This window comes from Gilliamella apicola, from assembly GCF_003202655.1.
GTDB lineage: Bacteria > Pseudomonadota > Gammaproteobacteria > Enterobacterales > Orbaceae > Gilliamella > Gilliamella apicola_R.
Genome location: NZ_QGLR01000014.1, coordinates 32,641 through 47,738 on the forward strand (window position 1 = coordinate 32,641; position 15,098 = coordinate 47,738).

Annotated in this window: 15 protein-coding genes; 13 read left to right on the forward strand and 2 right to left on the reverse strand. The window is 36.2% G+C overall.

Annotated elements, in window-relative coordinates; translation table 11 throughout:
* Window positions 1-23 precede the first annotated feature (23 nt).
* Window positions 24-1,217, reverse strand: a complete 1,194-nt coding sequence (gene pncB, locus DKK70_RS12645) for a nicotinate phosphoribosyltransferase (RefSeq protein WP_110434341.1) — start codon at window positions 1,215-1,217, stop codon at window positions 24-26.
* Between the two features lie 274 nt (window positions 1,218-1,491).
* Between pncB and pepN the strand changes: the two genes are divergently transcribed.
* Window positions 1,492-4,119, forward strand: coding sequence for an aminopeptidase N (gene pepN / locus DKK70_RS12650; protein WP_110434342.1), 2,628 nt, complete (start codon window positions 1,492-1,494; stop codon window positions 4,117-4,119).
* Window positions 4,120-4,231: 112 nt separating this feature from the next.
* On the forward strand, window positions 4,232-4,564 hold the full coding sequence (locus DKK70_RS12655) for a rhodanese-like domain-containing protein (RefSeq protein ID WP_110434343.1): 333 nt from the start codon (window positions 4,232-4,234) through the stop codon (window positions 4,562-4,564).
* Window positions 4,565-4,594: 30 nt separating this feature from the next.
* Here the strand turns inward: DKK70_RS12655 and DKK70_RS12660 are convergent, their stop codons facing one another.
* Window positions 4,595-5,443: a MetQ/NlpA family ABC transporter substrate-binding protein gene (locus DKK70_RS12660; protein ID WP_219999783.1), complete on the reverse strand. Its 849-nt coding sequence runs from the start codon at window positions 5,441-5,443 to the stop codon at window positions 4,595-4,597.
* A gap of 184 nt (window positions 5,444-5,627) precedes the next feature.
* On the opposite strand from DKK70_RS12660, the gene DKK70_RS12665 reads away from it, so the two are divergent.
* The 11 genes from DKK70_RS12665 (at window position 5,628) to DKK70_RS12715 (ending at window position 15,097) form a co-directional block, all read left to right on the forward strand.
* Complete coding sequence (locus tag DKK70_RS12665; RefSeq protein ID WP_110434344.1) at window positions 5,628-6,767, forward strand: amidohydrolase; 1,140 nt, start codon at window positions 5,628-5,630, stop codon at window positions 6,765-6,767.
* Window positions 6,768-6,777: 10 nt separating this feature from the next.
* The gene (locus tag DKK70_RS12670) at window positions 6,778-7,821 is read left to right on the forward strand and encodes a methionine ABC transporter ATP-binding protein (RefSeq protein WP_110434345.1); all 1,044 of its coding nucleotides are present in this window, start codon (window positions 6,778-6,780) and stop codon (window positions 7,819-7,821) included.
* A 98-nt stretch (window positions 7,822-7,919) separates the two neighbouring features.
* Window positions 7,920-8,519: a methionine ABC transporter permease gene (locus DKK70_RS12675; RefSeq protein WP_375334995.1), complete on the forward strand. Its 600-nt coding sequence runs from the start codon at window positions 7,920-7,922 to the stop codon at window positions 8,517-8,519.
* Window positions 8,520-8,821: 302 nt separating this feature from the next.
* Entirely contained in the window at window positions 8,822-9,625 is an 804-nt protein-coding gene (gene mlaF, locus DKK70_RS12680) for a phospholipid ABC transporter ATP-binding protein MlaF (protein ID WP_375334996.1), read from the forward strand.
* The gene (gene mlaE, locus DKK70_RS12685; RefSeq protein WP_110434347.1) at window positions 9,625-10,404 is read left to right on the forward strand and encodes a lipid asymmetry maintenance ABC transporter permease subunit MlaE; all 780 of its coding nucleotides are present in this window, start codon (window positions 9,625-9,627) and stop codon (window positions 10,402-10,404) included. The genes mlaF and mlaE overlap by 1 nt, the downstream gene beginning before the upstream one ends.
* Before the next feature lie 11 nt (window positions 10,405-10,415).
* Complete coding sequence (mlaD, locus tag DKK70_RS12690; protein ID WP_110434348.1) at window positions 10,416-10,994, forward strand: outer membrane lipid asymmetry maintenance protein MlaD; 579 nt, start codon at window positions 10,416-10,418, stop codon at window positions 10,992-10,994.
* Between the two features lie 2 nt (window positions 10,995-10,996).
* A complete protein-coding gene (gene mlaC, locus DKK70_RS12695) occupies window positions 10,997-11,638 on the forward strand; it encodes a phospholipid-binding protein MlaC (protein ID WP_110434349.1) in 642 nt (213 codons plus the stop codon).
* A gap of 6 nt (window positions 11,639-11,644) precedes the next feature.
* On the forward strand, window positions 11,645-11,917 hold the full coding sequence (locus DKK70_RS12700; protein ID WP_110434350.1) for an STAS domain-containing protein: 273 nt from the start codon (window positions 11,645-11,647) through the stop codon (window positions 11,915-11,917).
* 77 nt (window positions 11,918-11,994) lie between these two features.
* Window positions 11,995-12,252 (forward strand): BolA family protein, encoded by a 258-nt coding sequence (locus DKK70_RS12705; protein ID WP_110434351.1) that lies wholly within the window; start codon window positions 11,995-11,997, stop codon window positions 12,250-12,252.
* A gap of 93 nt (window positions 12,253-12,345) precedes the next feature.
* Complete coding sequence (gene prlC / locus DKK70_RS12710) at window positions 12,346-14,373, forward strand: oligopeptidase A (protein ID WP_110434352.1); 2,028 nt, start codon at window positions 12,346-12,348, stop codon at window positions 14,371-14,373.
* Window positions 14,360-15,097, forward strand: coding sequence for a class I SAM-dependent methyltransferase (locus DKK70_RS12715; protein ID WP_110434353.1), 738 nt, complete (start codon window positions 14,360-14,362; stop codon window positions 15,095-15,097). Before prlC ends, DKK70_RS12715 begins: the two co-directional genes overlap by 14 nt.
* The last annotated feature ends 1 nt before the right edge of the window (window position 15,098 follow it).

Here is a 15,098-nt window from a genome sequence, read left to right on the forward strand (position 1 = left end):
GTTAACATTAATCGTTAATATGATTAATGATTGATTTTAAACGTTCTTTTCAATTCGTTAATAAAGGCCAAATCTTGCGAAATGGTTTTACCAGGACTATCCGATAACTTAGCTACCGATTGATTATTGCATTCGGTTAGTTTTATCACAATGTTAAGCGATTTAGTATTTACCTCGGTAGAGGGAATATCACAAGCTAAGAAACCACCTATACCAAATGATAATTTTACCCGATGATTAAAGTGTTGATAAATTTTCAGAGCTTTATCAAAGTTTAGACTGTCAGAAAAAACCAATAATTTGGTTTTAGGATCAATGCCTAATTGTTGATAATGACTAATCGCTTTCTCGCCCCACTGTAACGGATCACCAGAATCATGACGTAATCCTTGATAATGAGAGGCAAAATAGTAATCAAAATCCCGCAAAAAAGCATCCATTGTAATACAATCCGTTAAAGCGACACCTAAATCATGCGGATACTCAGCTAACCATACTTGCAATGCCGTTTTTTGACAATCATGCAAATTAGGACTTAAGCGTTGATGCGCTTGAAACCATTCATGCGCTTGTGTACCAACTGGAGTCAATCCTAAACGGTATGCCAATAGATAGTTACTGGTACTATTAAAATTGGTAAAATGCTTTTGTAAATAACTGACAACGGCTTCTTGTACAGCAAAAGAGTAGCGTCTTCGAGTACCAAAATCCATCAAATTAAAACCTGACATATCGATATCATGAGTCTGCTCATCAAACTTGGCTAATTTATCTTTAAGTCTTGCCAATGCTTGTTCTACGCCGATATTCGGTGAGCGATCTTTATGAACAATCTCACTAATTACAGCAAGCAATGGGACTTCCCATAAAATAACATCAACCCATTTGCCTTCAATTTGAATAACTAGCAAACCATCTTCGTTTTTTATTGTTAATAACTGGCTATTAAAACGCCAATTTTTTAACCAGTTTAAATAATCTGATTTAAAAAAAGGAATACCAGATAAATAGGCGAACTCGTCATCGGTAAGAGCTAAAGACTCCATTAATTTAACTTGATGAGCGATTTGATCGGCATATTGACCAAGTAGATCATCACTTCGACAGCGAAACTGAGCAACTACAGTGGCATCAGGGTAGTGATGAAATACGGCCTGCTGCATATGCAACTTATAAGCATCAGTATCTAATATTGATGTAATTATTGCGGGTAACATATCTATCTATTATCAGTTCTTTAAAGAAAATTCTAGAGATTATAGCAGAATAATTATTAAGATATAGCTTAATTATCTAATAAGATTATTTTTAATAGGCTATAATATCTAACTAAAAGCATTTTGGTAAATTAATCCAAACTCACTCCAAAACGATTAACAAAGATAATTTATTTACTTTTATCTTAATAATCAATGATAACACGAGTAATTAACACCAATTTAGATTGGTTCAAATACATGAAAAGCGCATCATTTAATAAGGCATAGAAAAATGAGTACATCTGATATCCAACCAACTGCAAAATATCGTCACGACTATAAAACCCCCGACTTTATGATTACTGACATTGACCTTGATTTCGATTTAGCGGCAGAAACAACCACAGTTATCGCTCGTAGTCATGTTATTAAAAAAAATCCTCAAGCTAACGATTTAGTATTAGACGGTGAAGAACTTAAATTGGTTTCAGTAAATGTTGATGAACAACCTTGGGCTGATTATCAAATCACCAAAACGGGTTTAACAATTAAAAATGTTCCTTCTGAATTTACTTTAACTATTGTTAACCAAATCAAACCAATTGATAATACCGCGCTTGAAGGATTATATGTTTCAGGTGATGCGCTTTGTACCCAATGTGAAGCGGAGGGTTTTCGCCACATTACCTACTATCTTGACAGACCAGATGTGTTAGCCCGCTTTTCAACTCGAATTACCGCTAATAAACAACATTATCCTTTTCTTTTGTCTAATGGCAATCGCATTGCACAAGGTGAACTAGCCGATGGTAGACATTGGGTGCAATGGCAAGATCCATTTCCTAAGCCTGCCTATTTATTTGCATTAGTAGCTGGTGACTTTGACATATTAAAAGATCAGTTTATCACCCGTAGTAATCGAAAAATTGATTTAGAAATTTATGTCGATAAAGGCAATTTAGATCGTTCACAATGGGCAATGACCAGCTTAAAAAACGCTATGCGCTGGGATGAAAGCCGTTTTGATTTAGAATATGACCTCGATATTTTCATGATTGTAGCGGTTGATTTCTTCAATATGGGCGCAATGGAAAACAAAGGGCTAAATATTTTCAATTCTAAATATGTCCTTGCTAAACCCGAGACTGCGACCGATGATGATTATATCGGCATTGAATCGGTAATTGGGCACGAATATTTTCATAATTGGACCGGTAATCGTGTTACTTGTCGCGACTGGTTCCAACTTAGTTTAAAAGAAGGATTAACGGTATTTAGGGATCAAGAATTTACTTCAGACCAAGGGCTTAGAGCAGTTAAACGCATTGCCGATGTCAAACTACTGCGTACCGTACAATTTGCTGAAGATGCGAGCCCGATGTCTCACCCTATTCGTCCTGAACAAGTGATTGAAATGAATAATTTCTATACAGTTACTGTCTACGAAAAAGGTGCTGAAGTAATTCGTATGATGCATACATTATTAGGTGAAGAAAACTTCCAAGCGGGTATGAAACTCTATTTTAAACGTCATGATGGTAGTGCGGCAACCTGTGATGATTTTGTTGCCGCTATGCAAGATGCATCAGGTATTGATTTAACTCAGTTTAAATTATGGTACAGTCAATCAGGCACACCAGTATTAACAGTAACTGACAGTTATAATCCACAAAATCAACAATATACCTTAACTGTTGAGCAACATACGCCAGCAACGCAAGATCAAAGTGAAAAACAGGCACTACATATTCCATTGGATATCGAACTTTATCAGCAAAATGGTGATGTGATTGCATTGCAATATCAAAATAAACCTATTCATCATGTACTAAATGTAACCCAATCCAAACAAGAATTTGTTTTTGATCATGTTTCAGAAAAACCAATTGTTTCACTATTAAGAGATTTTTCAGCACCGGTAAAACTCAATTACAATTATCAAGATCAGGATCTTATATTCTTAATGCAACATGCTAGCAACGCTTTTAGTCGCTACGATGCTGCGCAGATGTTATTAGCAAAATATGTGCGGTTAAATGTAAGCCATTATCAACAAAATCGACCAATGGCGATTCCTGATTCACTATTAGATGCTTTTAGAGGAATATTATTATCCGATTCTGCTGAACCGGCACTTATCGCACAAATACTAACTTTACCTTCGGAAAATGAATTGGCAAATCTATTTGATATCGTTGATCCAATAGCGATTTATCAAGTTCGCCAATTCTTATTAGGCATTTTTGCTAATGAACTCTATGATGAACTAACCGCGGTATATCACCATAATCAAACTTCACTATATCAGATTGAACATGCAGATATTGGCAAACGCATGTTAAAAAATTGCTGTATATCGTTATTAGCTTATGCAAACGATAAATTAGTAGTAGACTCCTTGGTCAAACAACAATATCAACAAGCAAATAATATGACCGATTGTTTAGCTGCACTTACCGCAGCGGTAAAAGCGCAGCTAGATTGCCGTCATGAGCTATTGACTGATTTTGATAATAGATGGCATCAAGATGGTTTAGTGATGGATAAATGGTTAGCTTTAAATGCAACAAGTCCAGAGCAAAATGTATTGTCCACTGTGAAAAAACTGCTTAATCATCGCTCTTTTTCACTCAATAATCCAAACCGAATAAGAAGTCTAATTGGTGCTTTTGTTAACAATAACCCTGTCGCTTTTCATGCTGAAGATGGTAGTGGTTATCATTTCTTAGTTGAAATATTGACGGAATTAAACCAGAAAAATCCACAAGTGGCATCAAGACTAATTGATCCACTCATACGATTAAAACGTTATGATGCAAATCGTCAGAAAAAAATGACAACCGCTTTAGAGAGTTTATTAAAACTGGATAATTTATCTAAAGATCTCTATGAAAAAATTACTAAAGCGTTAGCCGCCTAATAAAATCCCATGTTGTTATTTTTTAGCAAGATGTTTTTTTAGTTAGATTGCATTAAATTGGGCTTTAAAAAAGCCCATTCTTCAACCTTTTTAAATAAAATGAGTTTTAATCATGACTGTAATAAAAGAGATAACCCCATTACAATTAAAACAAAAGATGGATAGTAACGTACCGTTTTATCTGCTAGATGTTAGAGAATCGAACGAAATCGCCATTTGTATGCTAGAAGGCGCCAATCATATTCCAATGAACTTAATTCCACTTTATTTGGATAAAATTCCTGACGAAATTGATATTGTGATTTATTGTCATCGTGGTGTAAGAAGCCGTAACGTGGCAAATTATTTACTAGAAAATGGCTTTGATAATAATTTTCTTTACAATTTAACTGGTGGCATTGATGCTTGGGCACAAACCATCGATACCAGTATGGCTAAATATTAAAAGCCCGCATATAAACGGGCTAAGCTCTCACTATTCTTGTGGCATAACCCAATAGCCATTTTGATTGTGTGTTTGCATGTAATCTTTAAATTGTTGTGATTGGTAAATACGTTTTATATCTTTTGCCCATTGACTATTTTCATTACCTTCATTAACCACAACCATAATTTCTAAATCAGGAATAATTGTTTCAGATAATAGGGCTTTTTTTGAGTCAATATTTGCAGAATAGACAATACTACCGGGAATAACCGCGAAGTCTAACTCATTTAACACTCTTGGAATATTAGCTGAATCCATTTCAACAATATTCACACCAGCAATATTTTCGGCAATATCATTTTTACCAACAATAATTGGATTAGTATTTGGTTTTAACTTAATCCAACCAGCTTTTTCTAACAAGTTATATGAACGAGCTGCATTTGATGCATCCTGTGGTATACCGATTTTAGCACCAGGAAAGACATTTTCTATTGAAGTAAATTTATTTGAAAATATCGCTGCAGGAACAGAAGGTACATGCACGACTGGTTTTAAATTGGCTTTACGTTGACTATTGAATACATCCATATATGCGGTATGTTGAGCTACGGTTAAATCAATACTACCTTCACTTAATGCCACATCAGATTCTAATAAATGTGGAAAATTCACTAATTTCACTTTATACCCTTCTGATTCAAGTATTGGTTTGACCGCATCATTAAACAGATCATTATATGGTCCTGGGGATACTCCCATACTGATCTCTTTTTTAGTTTGATTATCAGCTTTCGATGATGAGTTATCGCACGCTGTAATGAAAAAAATAGCACTAAATAATGTTAATACCACAACATTGTTAACTAATTTTTGTTTGATAAAACCCATTTTCATTTGAACTATCCTCAGTGAAATGTAAATTTTCCAAATACTCTAACACAAAAAAAACAATTCATTTATTCCAAGTAATTCTATCTTATAACTTTTGGGAATAAGTTATAAAAAACGGTTATTAGAGCAAAGAAAACAGCTGTGATAATGTAATAATATCAATAATTTGTTATCTATTGGATTTGCCATGACAAACGCAGTTGCTCCGCTTATCGAACAGCTTTTTCTCGATTTACATCGAAATCCAGAGCTTTCAAATCAAGAGTTTGAAACCACTAAAAAGCTAAGATCTTACTTAGAAAAAGCCAATATTCGTATTTTAGAATTAGGTGCAAAAACCGGGGTTATAGCTGAAATTGGCTCAGGCAAACCAGTTTTAGCCCTAAGAGCTGATATTGACGCCCTACCCATTGATGAGCAATCTGATTGCCAATACCGTTCAACAAAACAAGGGGTTATGCATGCTTGTGGTCATGATCTGCATACTTGCGTTTTAATGGGAGCCGCTTATCTATTAAAAGCTAAAGAATCGCATTTAAAAGGAACAGTCCGTTTACTTTTTCAACCTGCCGAAGAGAATTTTAGTGGTGCGTTACATTTTATTGAAATTGGTGCACTTAATGGTGTCGACGCTATTTTGGGTATGCATAATAATCCGAATTTATCCATTACCCAAATGGCCTCACGAGCAGGACCGTTCTCAGCTAACGTTGATCGTATTGAAATTACCATAAAAGGGGTTGGTGCTCATGCAGCAAGGCCTGAAGCAGGGATTGATCCAATTGTTATAGGTTCACAAATCATTAGTGCTATACAGACAATATCAAGTCGCACAGTAAGTGGGCTTGATGCAGTTGTTGTCAGTATTACCAAATTTTTAGGCGGAAACACATGGAATGTTATTCCTGAAACTGTTGAGATGGAGGGCACGGTTAGAACACTTACGCCAGAAATAAGACTAAAAGTTAAACAACAATTAAAAAGTATTGTTGAAAATATCGCCCTTAGTATGGGCGCTAATGCAGAGCTAAGATGGTTTGATGGTCCACCATCTATCATCAATATGGCTAAATGGGTCGACTTTTGTCAAAAAATTGCTGAACAAGAAGGTTATGAGGTCATTGATTTTCAACCACAACTTGGCGGTGAAGACTTTGCCCACTATTTACATCACCTACCCGGGGCATTTATCAATCTTGGCTCGCAAAGTCCTTATGCCTTGCATCATCCAAAATTTTTAGTTAATCGAGACATGATAATGCCAGCAGTCAATTATTTAGCCAAACTCGCTGAGCAAGGATTAATTGAATTAGCCCAACATCGATAGGTATTACATAATGATAAAATTTGAGAATGTATCTAAACAATATGAGCGCAATGGCGTTACCACCCAAGCATTACAAGACATTAATTTAACTATCCAAAAAGGCGATATTTACGGCATCATTGGTTATAGTGGTGCAGGAAAAAGTACCCTAGTACGTCTAATTAATTTTCTTGAAAAACCTACTCAAGGTAATGTTATTATTCAAAATCAATCATTAAATCAATTATCAAATTCGCAATTACGCCAAGTACGCCGTAAAATCGGTATGATATTTCAACATTTCAATTTACTAGAGTCTAAAACCGTATATGAAAATGTAGCGATACCTTTGGTTCTCATCAAAAAAGATAAACAAGCTATTAAAAAGAAAGTTTTTGAACTGCTTGAATTTGTTGGATTAAGTGACAAAGCCTCTAGTTACCCCAAAGAGTTGTCTGGTGGGCAGAAACAACGTATCGGTATTGCCCGTGCTTTAGCCAATGATCCCGATATTTTACTTTGTGATGAAGCTACATCAGCACTGGATCCGCAAACCACGCAATCTATTTTAGAATTGATTAAAAAAATTAATGATAAATATCGAATAACTGTCGTCCTAATTACCCACGAAATGCATGTAATACAGCAAATCTGCCATAAAGTGGCGGTGATGGAAAAAGGTAAAATAATTGAACATGGCAATGTAGTGGATGTTTTTGGTCACCCAAAACATAAAACGACCCAAAAATTTGTTAGTTCAGTCATTAATGATCAAATACCTAAAGGTGTTGTTGAGAATCTTTTAGAGATTGAGGGAGATAAACACAATATTAAATTGTTCAAGCTCGAATTTTTAGGCCGTTCAGCATCAGAGCCGATTATCAATGCCCTGATAATACAACAAAAAGTGGTAGTGAATATCTTGTTTGCCCATATGTCCGAAATCGAAAAAACCGTACTAGGCAGTATGTTTGTTCAATTAAAAGGAAGTGATAGTAATATTGAAGAATCGGTGCAATTTCTTCGCGAAAATGGGGTTAACGTTACAGAAATCCAACATTGGGAGAATAACTAATGGAAGTAGTAAGTGATTTTATCAATTATGTGAATGCTAATTTTTTAAGCAGAGTAACAGTAGAACAATATGCACAAGCTTCGATAGACACATTATATATGGTTGTTTTTTCGTTAATATTAGGTGCCTTAATCGGTATTCCATTAGGAATTTGCTTAGTTACCACGCGACCTTCTGGTTTACTTGAGAATAAGCGGGTTTATCAGATTATCAATCCAATTATCAATTTTGTTCGATCATTACCTTTTATTATTTTACTCTTTTCGCTTCATTCATTTACTTATTTTATAGTCCGCACGTCTATCGGTACGACAGCAGCAATTGTGCCTTTAACGTTTTATGTTGCTCCCTATATTGCTAGGTTAGTTGAAAATTCATTATTAGAGGTGAAGAGTGGTATTATTGAAGCCGCTGAATCTATGGGTGCCACCCCAGTGCAAATTATTTGGCATTTTATGCTTCCAGAAGCATTTAGCTCTTTGATTTTAACTTTCACTACCGCCACAATTGGTTTGATTGGTGCAACAGCAATGGCTGGAGCTATTGGCGCCGGCGGTATTGGTGATGTTGCCTATTCACAAGGTTACCAACGCTTTGATGATACCGTTATCTATATCTGTGTGGTGATTTTAGTGATCGCAATTCAAATTGTACAAAGTACAGGAAATTACTTAGCACGCAAAGCGAGACACGAATAATAGCCAATTTTAAATCATATTGCGGTACTTTTATAGTGGTGTTTACTTAATATACGCCACTATTTATTACACAATTAACAAATAGCAATCAACTATCATCAAATAATAGTAATTTAAAATAAAGTTTTAGCATAAAATGACGAACAATATGATTTAGTCTGTTCTATGATTAACAACGCTAAATTAGCAAATTTGTTTAATGGATTTGTATATTTGCAATAATCAAGTAAAATAACCAACATTTAATAATGGTAGTGTAGGAACTTATTGTGACCAACATATTACAAAATAACCAGGTCGAGATACCCGAGAATCTAGTCGAGATACACGATATGTCTTTTTATCGTGGGACTCGTCCGATTTATAAAAATATGAATTTGACGGTTCCTAAAGGAAAAATTACCGCAATTATGGGGCCATCAGGGATAGGTAAAACTACGCTATTAAGGTTGATTGGAGGGCAACTCAAACCACAATTTGGCCAAATTCTGTTTGATGGTGAAGATATACCTAGCATGACTCGTTCGCGACTATATGAAGTCCGAAAACGAATGAGTATGTTATTTCAATCAGGCGCACTATTCACTGACTTATCGGTGTTTGATAATGTTGCTTACCCATTACGAGAGCATTTTAATTTACCGAAACCAATTTTACATAATTTAGTATTGATGAAATTACAATCTGTAGGACTTCGCGGTGCAGCCAATATGATGCCTTCAGAATTATCTGGCGGTATGGCACGGCGAGCAGCTTTAGCACGAGCAATAGCTCTTGATCCTGACTTGATTATGTTTGACGAACCTTTTGCCGGGCAAGATCCTATATCCATGGGCGTAATAGTTAAACTGATATCTGAAATCAACCAATCACTTGGACTAACCTGTATTGTTGTTAGCCATGATGTTAATGAGGTATTGAGTATCGCCGATTATGCTTATATTGTTGCAGAGCAACATATTATTGCTGGTGGCACCTCTGAAGAATTACGCAATAATAATGGTTTACGTGTAAGACAATTCCTTGAAGGATTAGCCGATGGTCCAGTACCATTTCATTATCCGGCAATTGATTACAAATCAGACCTAAGTAGAGGTGTAAACTAATGTTAGACTTAATTGCAAAACTTGGGCGATCAATCATCAATATCATCGCTATGTTAGGTCGCTCTGGGCTAATGCTATTTGGTGCACTTATTGGTAAGCCTCAATTTAGCAAACAATTCCCATTACTTGTTAAACAATTTTACTTTGTCGGTGTACAATCACTATCCATTATCATCGTGTCGGGTCTTTTTATAGGCATGGTACTGGCACTACAAGGTTACTTTATTTTAACCACCTTTGGTGCTGAGGCTAGTTTAGGTATGTTAGTTGCACTTGCGTTATTACGCGAGCTTGGCCCTGTTGTTGCCGGATTACTTTTTGCTGGTCGTGCCGGTTCAGCATTAACGGCTGAAATTGGTTTGATGAAGGCTACCGAGCAACTATCTAGTATGGAAATGATGGCAGTCGATCCATTAAGACGAATTATCGCACCAAGATTTTGGGCTGGATTTTTTTGTATGCCATTTTTGACGGCGATTTTTGTCGCTGTTGGCATTTTAGGTGGGGTCTTGGTCGGCGTTGATTGGAAAGGTATTGATGCTGGATTTTTCTGGTCTTCCATTCAAAGCAATGTCGATTGGTGGCACGATTTAGGTAACTGTTTTATTAAGAGCTTTGCATTTGCTATCGCCAGTACTTGGATTGCACTATTTAATGGTTATGATTGCGTGCCAACATCAGAAGGAATTAGTCGGGCAACAACGAATACCGTTGTCTATTCATCATTAGTTATTTTGGGGTTAGATTTTATTTTAACCGCATTAATGTTTAGTAATTGAGGTCATTAAACATGAGTCGTCAAGTTGAAATTACAGTAGGATTTTTTATGGTACTGGTTATCTGCTCAGTACTATTTTTATGTTTTCGAGTTACCGATCCAACTTCCTTCGCTAGTCATAATTCCTACCGTGTTTATGCGGTATTTGATAATATTGGTGGATTAAAAGTAAGATCACCGATTAAAATCGGCGGCGTTGTGATTGGACGGGTTAGCAATATTAGCCTTAAATCAGAAAATGGTGATACTTATAAACCCTATGTCACGATGGATTTAGATGCGCAATACGATAGAATTCCGAGTTCCAGTTCGCTTTCAATCAAAACCTCTGGCCTATTAGGTGAACAATTTATCGATATCAACTTTGGGTTAGATCAAAGCATAGAACATGAACTTGACTCTTTAGATTCCGACACCACAACAACTACTAATAATAGTAATAACAAACCGGCTTATCTTGAAGACGGTTATGTCATTAACAATACAAAACCTGCCATGGTGATTGAAGATTTAATTGGGCAGTTTTTATATAGCGCTGGTGGCTCGTCAGCTAAAGATAACAAACAAGATACCAATGAAAGTAAGGAGTAACTATGTTAACCAAATTTAAACAAACCCTTTTTTTAGTACTCGCATTAGTGATTAGTACGTCGGCATTCGCTAACGATCCATATAATGATATGCAAGTTGCTGCCGACAAAATTTTTAACACCATGAAGGAACAATCTGCATCAATTAAGTCAAATCCAAATAAACTCAAAGATATTGTAAGAGCAGATCTATTACCTTATGTACAAGTTAAATATGCTGGCGCCTTAATCTTAGGTGACGCCTATAAATCAGCAACCAAAGAGCAACAAGCAGCTTATTTCACCGCTTTTGAAAACTATTTAGTTCAAGCTTTTGCTCAAGCGCTTTCAATGTACAACGGTCAAACTTACCAAGTTGAAAAATCAAAAGATTTAACCAATAAATCACTTGTTTCAATTCGCGTTCTTTTAAATCAACCAGATAAAAATCAACAACCTATACGTATCGATTTTCAATGGCGTAAAAATACAGTAACCGGTGAATGGAAAGCTTATGATCTAACAGCTGAAGGGGTAAGCATGGTTACCACTAAACAAAACGAATGGGCAACTATTTTACGCCAAAGTGGTATTGATGCCTTAACCAAACAACTAAATGATCTATCCAACCGCAAAATTGATCCAAACGAAAAACAAAAAGGTTAGTTCATTATGTCGCGAATCCAAACTGAAAAACAACAAAATTCACTTAATTTAATGGGTGAGCTTGATGTTCACTCATTAAATGATTTATGGAAGGCCCAAAATACGCTATTAAGTAATGTAACCCATATTGATGTGGCTAACGTAACTCGGGTTGACTCATCTGGACTCGCGACACTTGTCTATTTTTGTAATCAATATGATCTAAAATTGACAGGGATTAGCCCCCAATTACAAACACTAATTGAACTTTATGATTTGCAAACCGTTATCAATCAGTAACCATTTATGCAATTAACTAGTTCAAAAACCCCGTTCCGTAACTTTTTATAAATAGTAAATAAATACTGAGTTTAATAATGGATAAGCAAGAAATTATAGCTAAATTAAAAAATTCACTAAACCTTGACGATGTTCATGTTATGACCGATGATGGCAGCCATTTTCAAGTTATTGCTGTTGGCGAAATGTTTGCTGAATTAAGTCGAGTAAAAAAACAACAAGCTATTTATGCGCCTTTAGCCGAATTTATTAATGATAATCGAATACATGCATTATCAATCAAAACTTACACACCAACTGAATGGCAACGTGAACGCAAATTAATGGGTTTATAATTAAACCCAATGAACCTAGAGGCTTGAATTGAGTTTTTAAGCCACAACATATTGTTTTATTAAAAACATAATCATTGCATAAGGTATCGCAGCATGACTAACCCACTATTAAGCAATTCACCATTACCCCGATTTTCACAAATCAAACCTGAACATGTTTTACCCGCTATCAAAGAGACGTTAAACAACTGCCGCAAAACAATTGAAACAGTGCTTGAACAACATAGTGAATTCACTTGGGATAACTTAATTCAACCCATTGATGAGATGGATGAAAAATTTAGCCGAGCTTGGTCACCGGTTAGTCATCTTAATTCAGTAAAAAATAGCCCTGAATTACGTGAAGCCTATGAAGCTTGTTTACCGTTACTTTCTGAATATAGCACTTGGGTAGGACAACATAAACCTTTATACCAAGCCTATAAACAACTTAAAGATAGCAAACACTACGAAAATTTAAGCAAAGCGCAAAAAAAAGTGATCGACAACGCTTTGCGTGATTTTGAATTATCGGGTATTGGATTATCGGAAGAAAAGCAAAAACGTTATGGGGAAATCGTTGCCAAACTTTCAGAGTTATCTTCGCAATATAGTAATAATGTGTTGGATGCCACTATGGGTTGGTCAAAACTTATCACTAATGTTGAAGATTTAGCCGGAATGCCAGAAAGTGCATTAGCTGCCGCTAAAGAACAGGCGAAAGCAAAAGATCAAGAAGGTTGGTTATTAACACTTGATATTCCGAGTTATTTACCGATCATGACCTACTGTGATAATCGAGATTTACGCTTTGAACTTTATCAAGCATATAATACCCGTGCATCAGATCAGGGTCCTAATGCCGGTAAATGGGATAACACAGAAATCATCAAGCAAATATTATCGCTGCGTGCTGAACTTGCACAATTACTTGGTTTTACCACTTATGCTGACAAGTCATTAGCAACCAAAATGGCGGAAACAACGACTCAAGTTACTGAATTTCTCACCGATTTAGCCAGCAAAGCTAAACCACAAGGCGAAAAAGAGCTAGCTGATCTCAAAAGATATGCTTATGAATACTTTGGTGCAAGTGATATTAAACCATGGGATATCGCTTATTACAGTGAAAAGCAAAAGCAACATCTTTACACCATTAATGATGAAGAGCTTCGTCCTTACTTTCCAGAACAACGCGTGGTTAACGGATTATTTGCAGTGGTTCAGCGTATTTTTGGTATTACTGCCAAACAGCGTCATGATGTTGAAGTTTGGGCGCCAGAAGTCAAATTTTATGATCTTTATGACGCGACAGGTGAATTAAAAGGTAGTTTTTATCTTGATCTATATGCTCGTGAACATAAACGAGGTGGTGCGTGGATGGATGATTGCATTGGTCGAATGCGTTTTGCTGACGGTCATATCCAAAAACCTGTGGCCTATTTAACCTGTAATTTCAATCGTCCAATTGGCGATAAACCCGCATTATTTACCCATAATGAAGTCACCACATTATTCCATGAATTCGGTCATGGGTTGCATCATATGTTAACTGAAATTGATGTATCATCAGTGGCTGGTATTAATGGCGTGCCATGGGATGCAGTTGAATTACCAAGTCAATTTTTAGAAAATTGGTGTTGGCAACCTGAGGCGTTAGAATTTATTTCTGGCCATTACCAAACCGGTGAACCTTTACCACAACAAATGTTAGAAAAAATGCTTGATGCCAAAAACTTCCAAGCTGCTTTATTTATTTTGCGTCAGCTAGAGTTTGGATTATTTGATTTCAAATTACATAGCGATAAAACGCCAGATATTTTAGAAACCTTAAAACAAGTTAGACAACAAGTTGCAGTGGTACCAACTGTTGATTGGGGGCGATTCCCTCATGCATTTAGTCATATTTTTGCTGGTGGTTATGCCGCAGGTTACTACAGCTATTTGTGGGCGGAAGTTTTATCTGCTGATGCATTTTCTCGCTTTGAGGAAGAAGGTATTTTCAATGAAAATACTGGTAATGCTTTCTTGGATAATATCTTGTCTCAAGGTGGCAGCGATGAACCAATGACATTATTTAAAAATTTCCGTGGTCGTGAACCACAACTTGAGGCATTACTTCGTCACTATGGTATCCATTAATGTTAACACTGCTCAGCTAAAAGAGTTAGCTGAGCAGTGGTTATCCGATCATGCTGAACAACCATTTACTCTCGTTATTCGAAACCATCAACTTGAGCTACAAAAAACAGATGAACCGAAATTAGGTGCAATTGCGGTTAATTTTGTGTCTGGTACCATGGCTCATCGACGTCAATTTGGTGGCGGTCGCGGTGAAGCTATCGCCAAAGCTGTTGGAGTTAAAGGTAATTACTTACCAACAGTGGTTGATGCCACCGCTGGATTAGGCCGTGATGCATTTGTATTAGCTTCGATTGGCTGTCAGGTTACTATGTTTGAGCGACATCCGGTGGTCGCAGCCTTATTAGCCGATGGACTACATCGTGCTTATCAAGATGCGACTATTGGCCAATTATTACAAAAGCACTTACATTTGATTTATAATTCAAGTTTACTTGGACTCAATTCTTATCAGGAAAGACCTGACGTTGTTTATCTTGATCCGATGTTTCCGCATCGACAAAAAAGCGCATTAGTCAAAAAAGAGATGCGTATTTTTCAACAATTAGTCGGTAGTGATCTCGATGCTGAAGAGTTGCTTGAGCCCGCAAGGCGATTAGCTAAAAAGCGAGTTGTGGTTAAACGACCTGATTATGCGCCATTTTTAGCCAATCAAAAACCAACGGCTGAGATTAAAACTAAAAATCACCGTTTTGATATCTACACACCATCAGATTGTCTATAGG

Excerpts from the sequence above, each read along its gene's own strand:
- pncB (WP_110434341.1), bottom strand. The coding sequence starts at position 1,217 with ATGTTACCCGCAATAATTACATCAATATTAGATACTGATGCTTATAAG.
- pepN (WP_110434342.1), top strand. The coding sequence starts at position 1,492 with ATGAGTACATCTGATATCCAACCAACTGCAAAATATCGTCACGACTAT.
- DKK70_RS12655 (WP_110434343.1), top strand. The coding sequence starts at position 4,232 with ATGACTGTAATAAAAGAGATAACCCCATTACAATTAAAACAAAAGATG.
- DKK70_RS12660 (WP_219999783.1), bottom strand. The coding sequence starts at position 5,443 with ATGAAAATGGGTTTTATCAAACAAAAATTAGTTAACAATGTTGTGGTA.
- DKK70_RS12665 (WP_110434344.1), top strand. The coding sequence starts at position 5,628 with ATGACAAACGCAGTTGCTCCGCTTATCGAACAGCTTTTTCTCGATTTA.
- DKK70_RS12670 (WP_110434345.1), top strand. The coding sequence starts at position 6,778 with ATGATAAAATTTGAGAATGTATCTAAACAATATGAGCGCAATGGCGTT.
- DKK70_RS12675 (WP_375334995.1), top strand. The coding sequence starts at position 7,920 with ATGGTTGTTTTTTCGTTAATATTAGGTGCCTTAATCGGTATTCCATTA.
- mlaE (WP_110434347.1), top strand. The coding sequence starts at position 9,625 with ATGTTAGACTTAATTGCAAAACTTGGGCGATCAATCATCAATATCATC.
- mlaD (WP_110434348.1), top strand. The coding sequence starts at position 10,416 with ATGAGTCGTCAAGTTGAAATTACAGTAGGATTTTTTATGGTACTGGTT.
- mlaC (WP_110434349.1), top strand. The coding sequence starts at position 10,997 with ATGTTAACCAAATTTAAACAAACCCTTTTTTTAGTACTCGCATTAGTG.
- DKK70_RS12700 (WP_110434350.1), top strand. The coding sequence starts at position 11,645 with ATGTCGCGAATCCAAACTGAAAAACAACAAAATTCACTTAATTTAATG.
- DKK70_RS12705 (WP_110434351.1), top strand. The coding sequence starts at position 11,995 with ATGGATAAGCAAGAAATTATAGCTAAATTAAAAAATTCACTAAACCTT.
- prlC (WP_110434352.1), top strand. The coding sequence starts at position 12,346 with ATGACTAACCCACTATTAAGCAATTCACCATTACCCCGATTTTCACAA.
- DKK70_RS12715 (WP_110434353.1), top strand. The coding sequence starts at position 14,360 with ATGGTATCCATTAATGTTAACACTGCTCAGCTAAAAGAGTTAGCTGAG.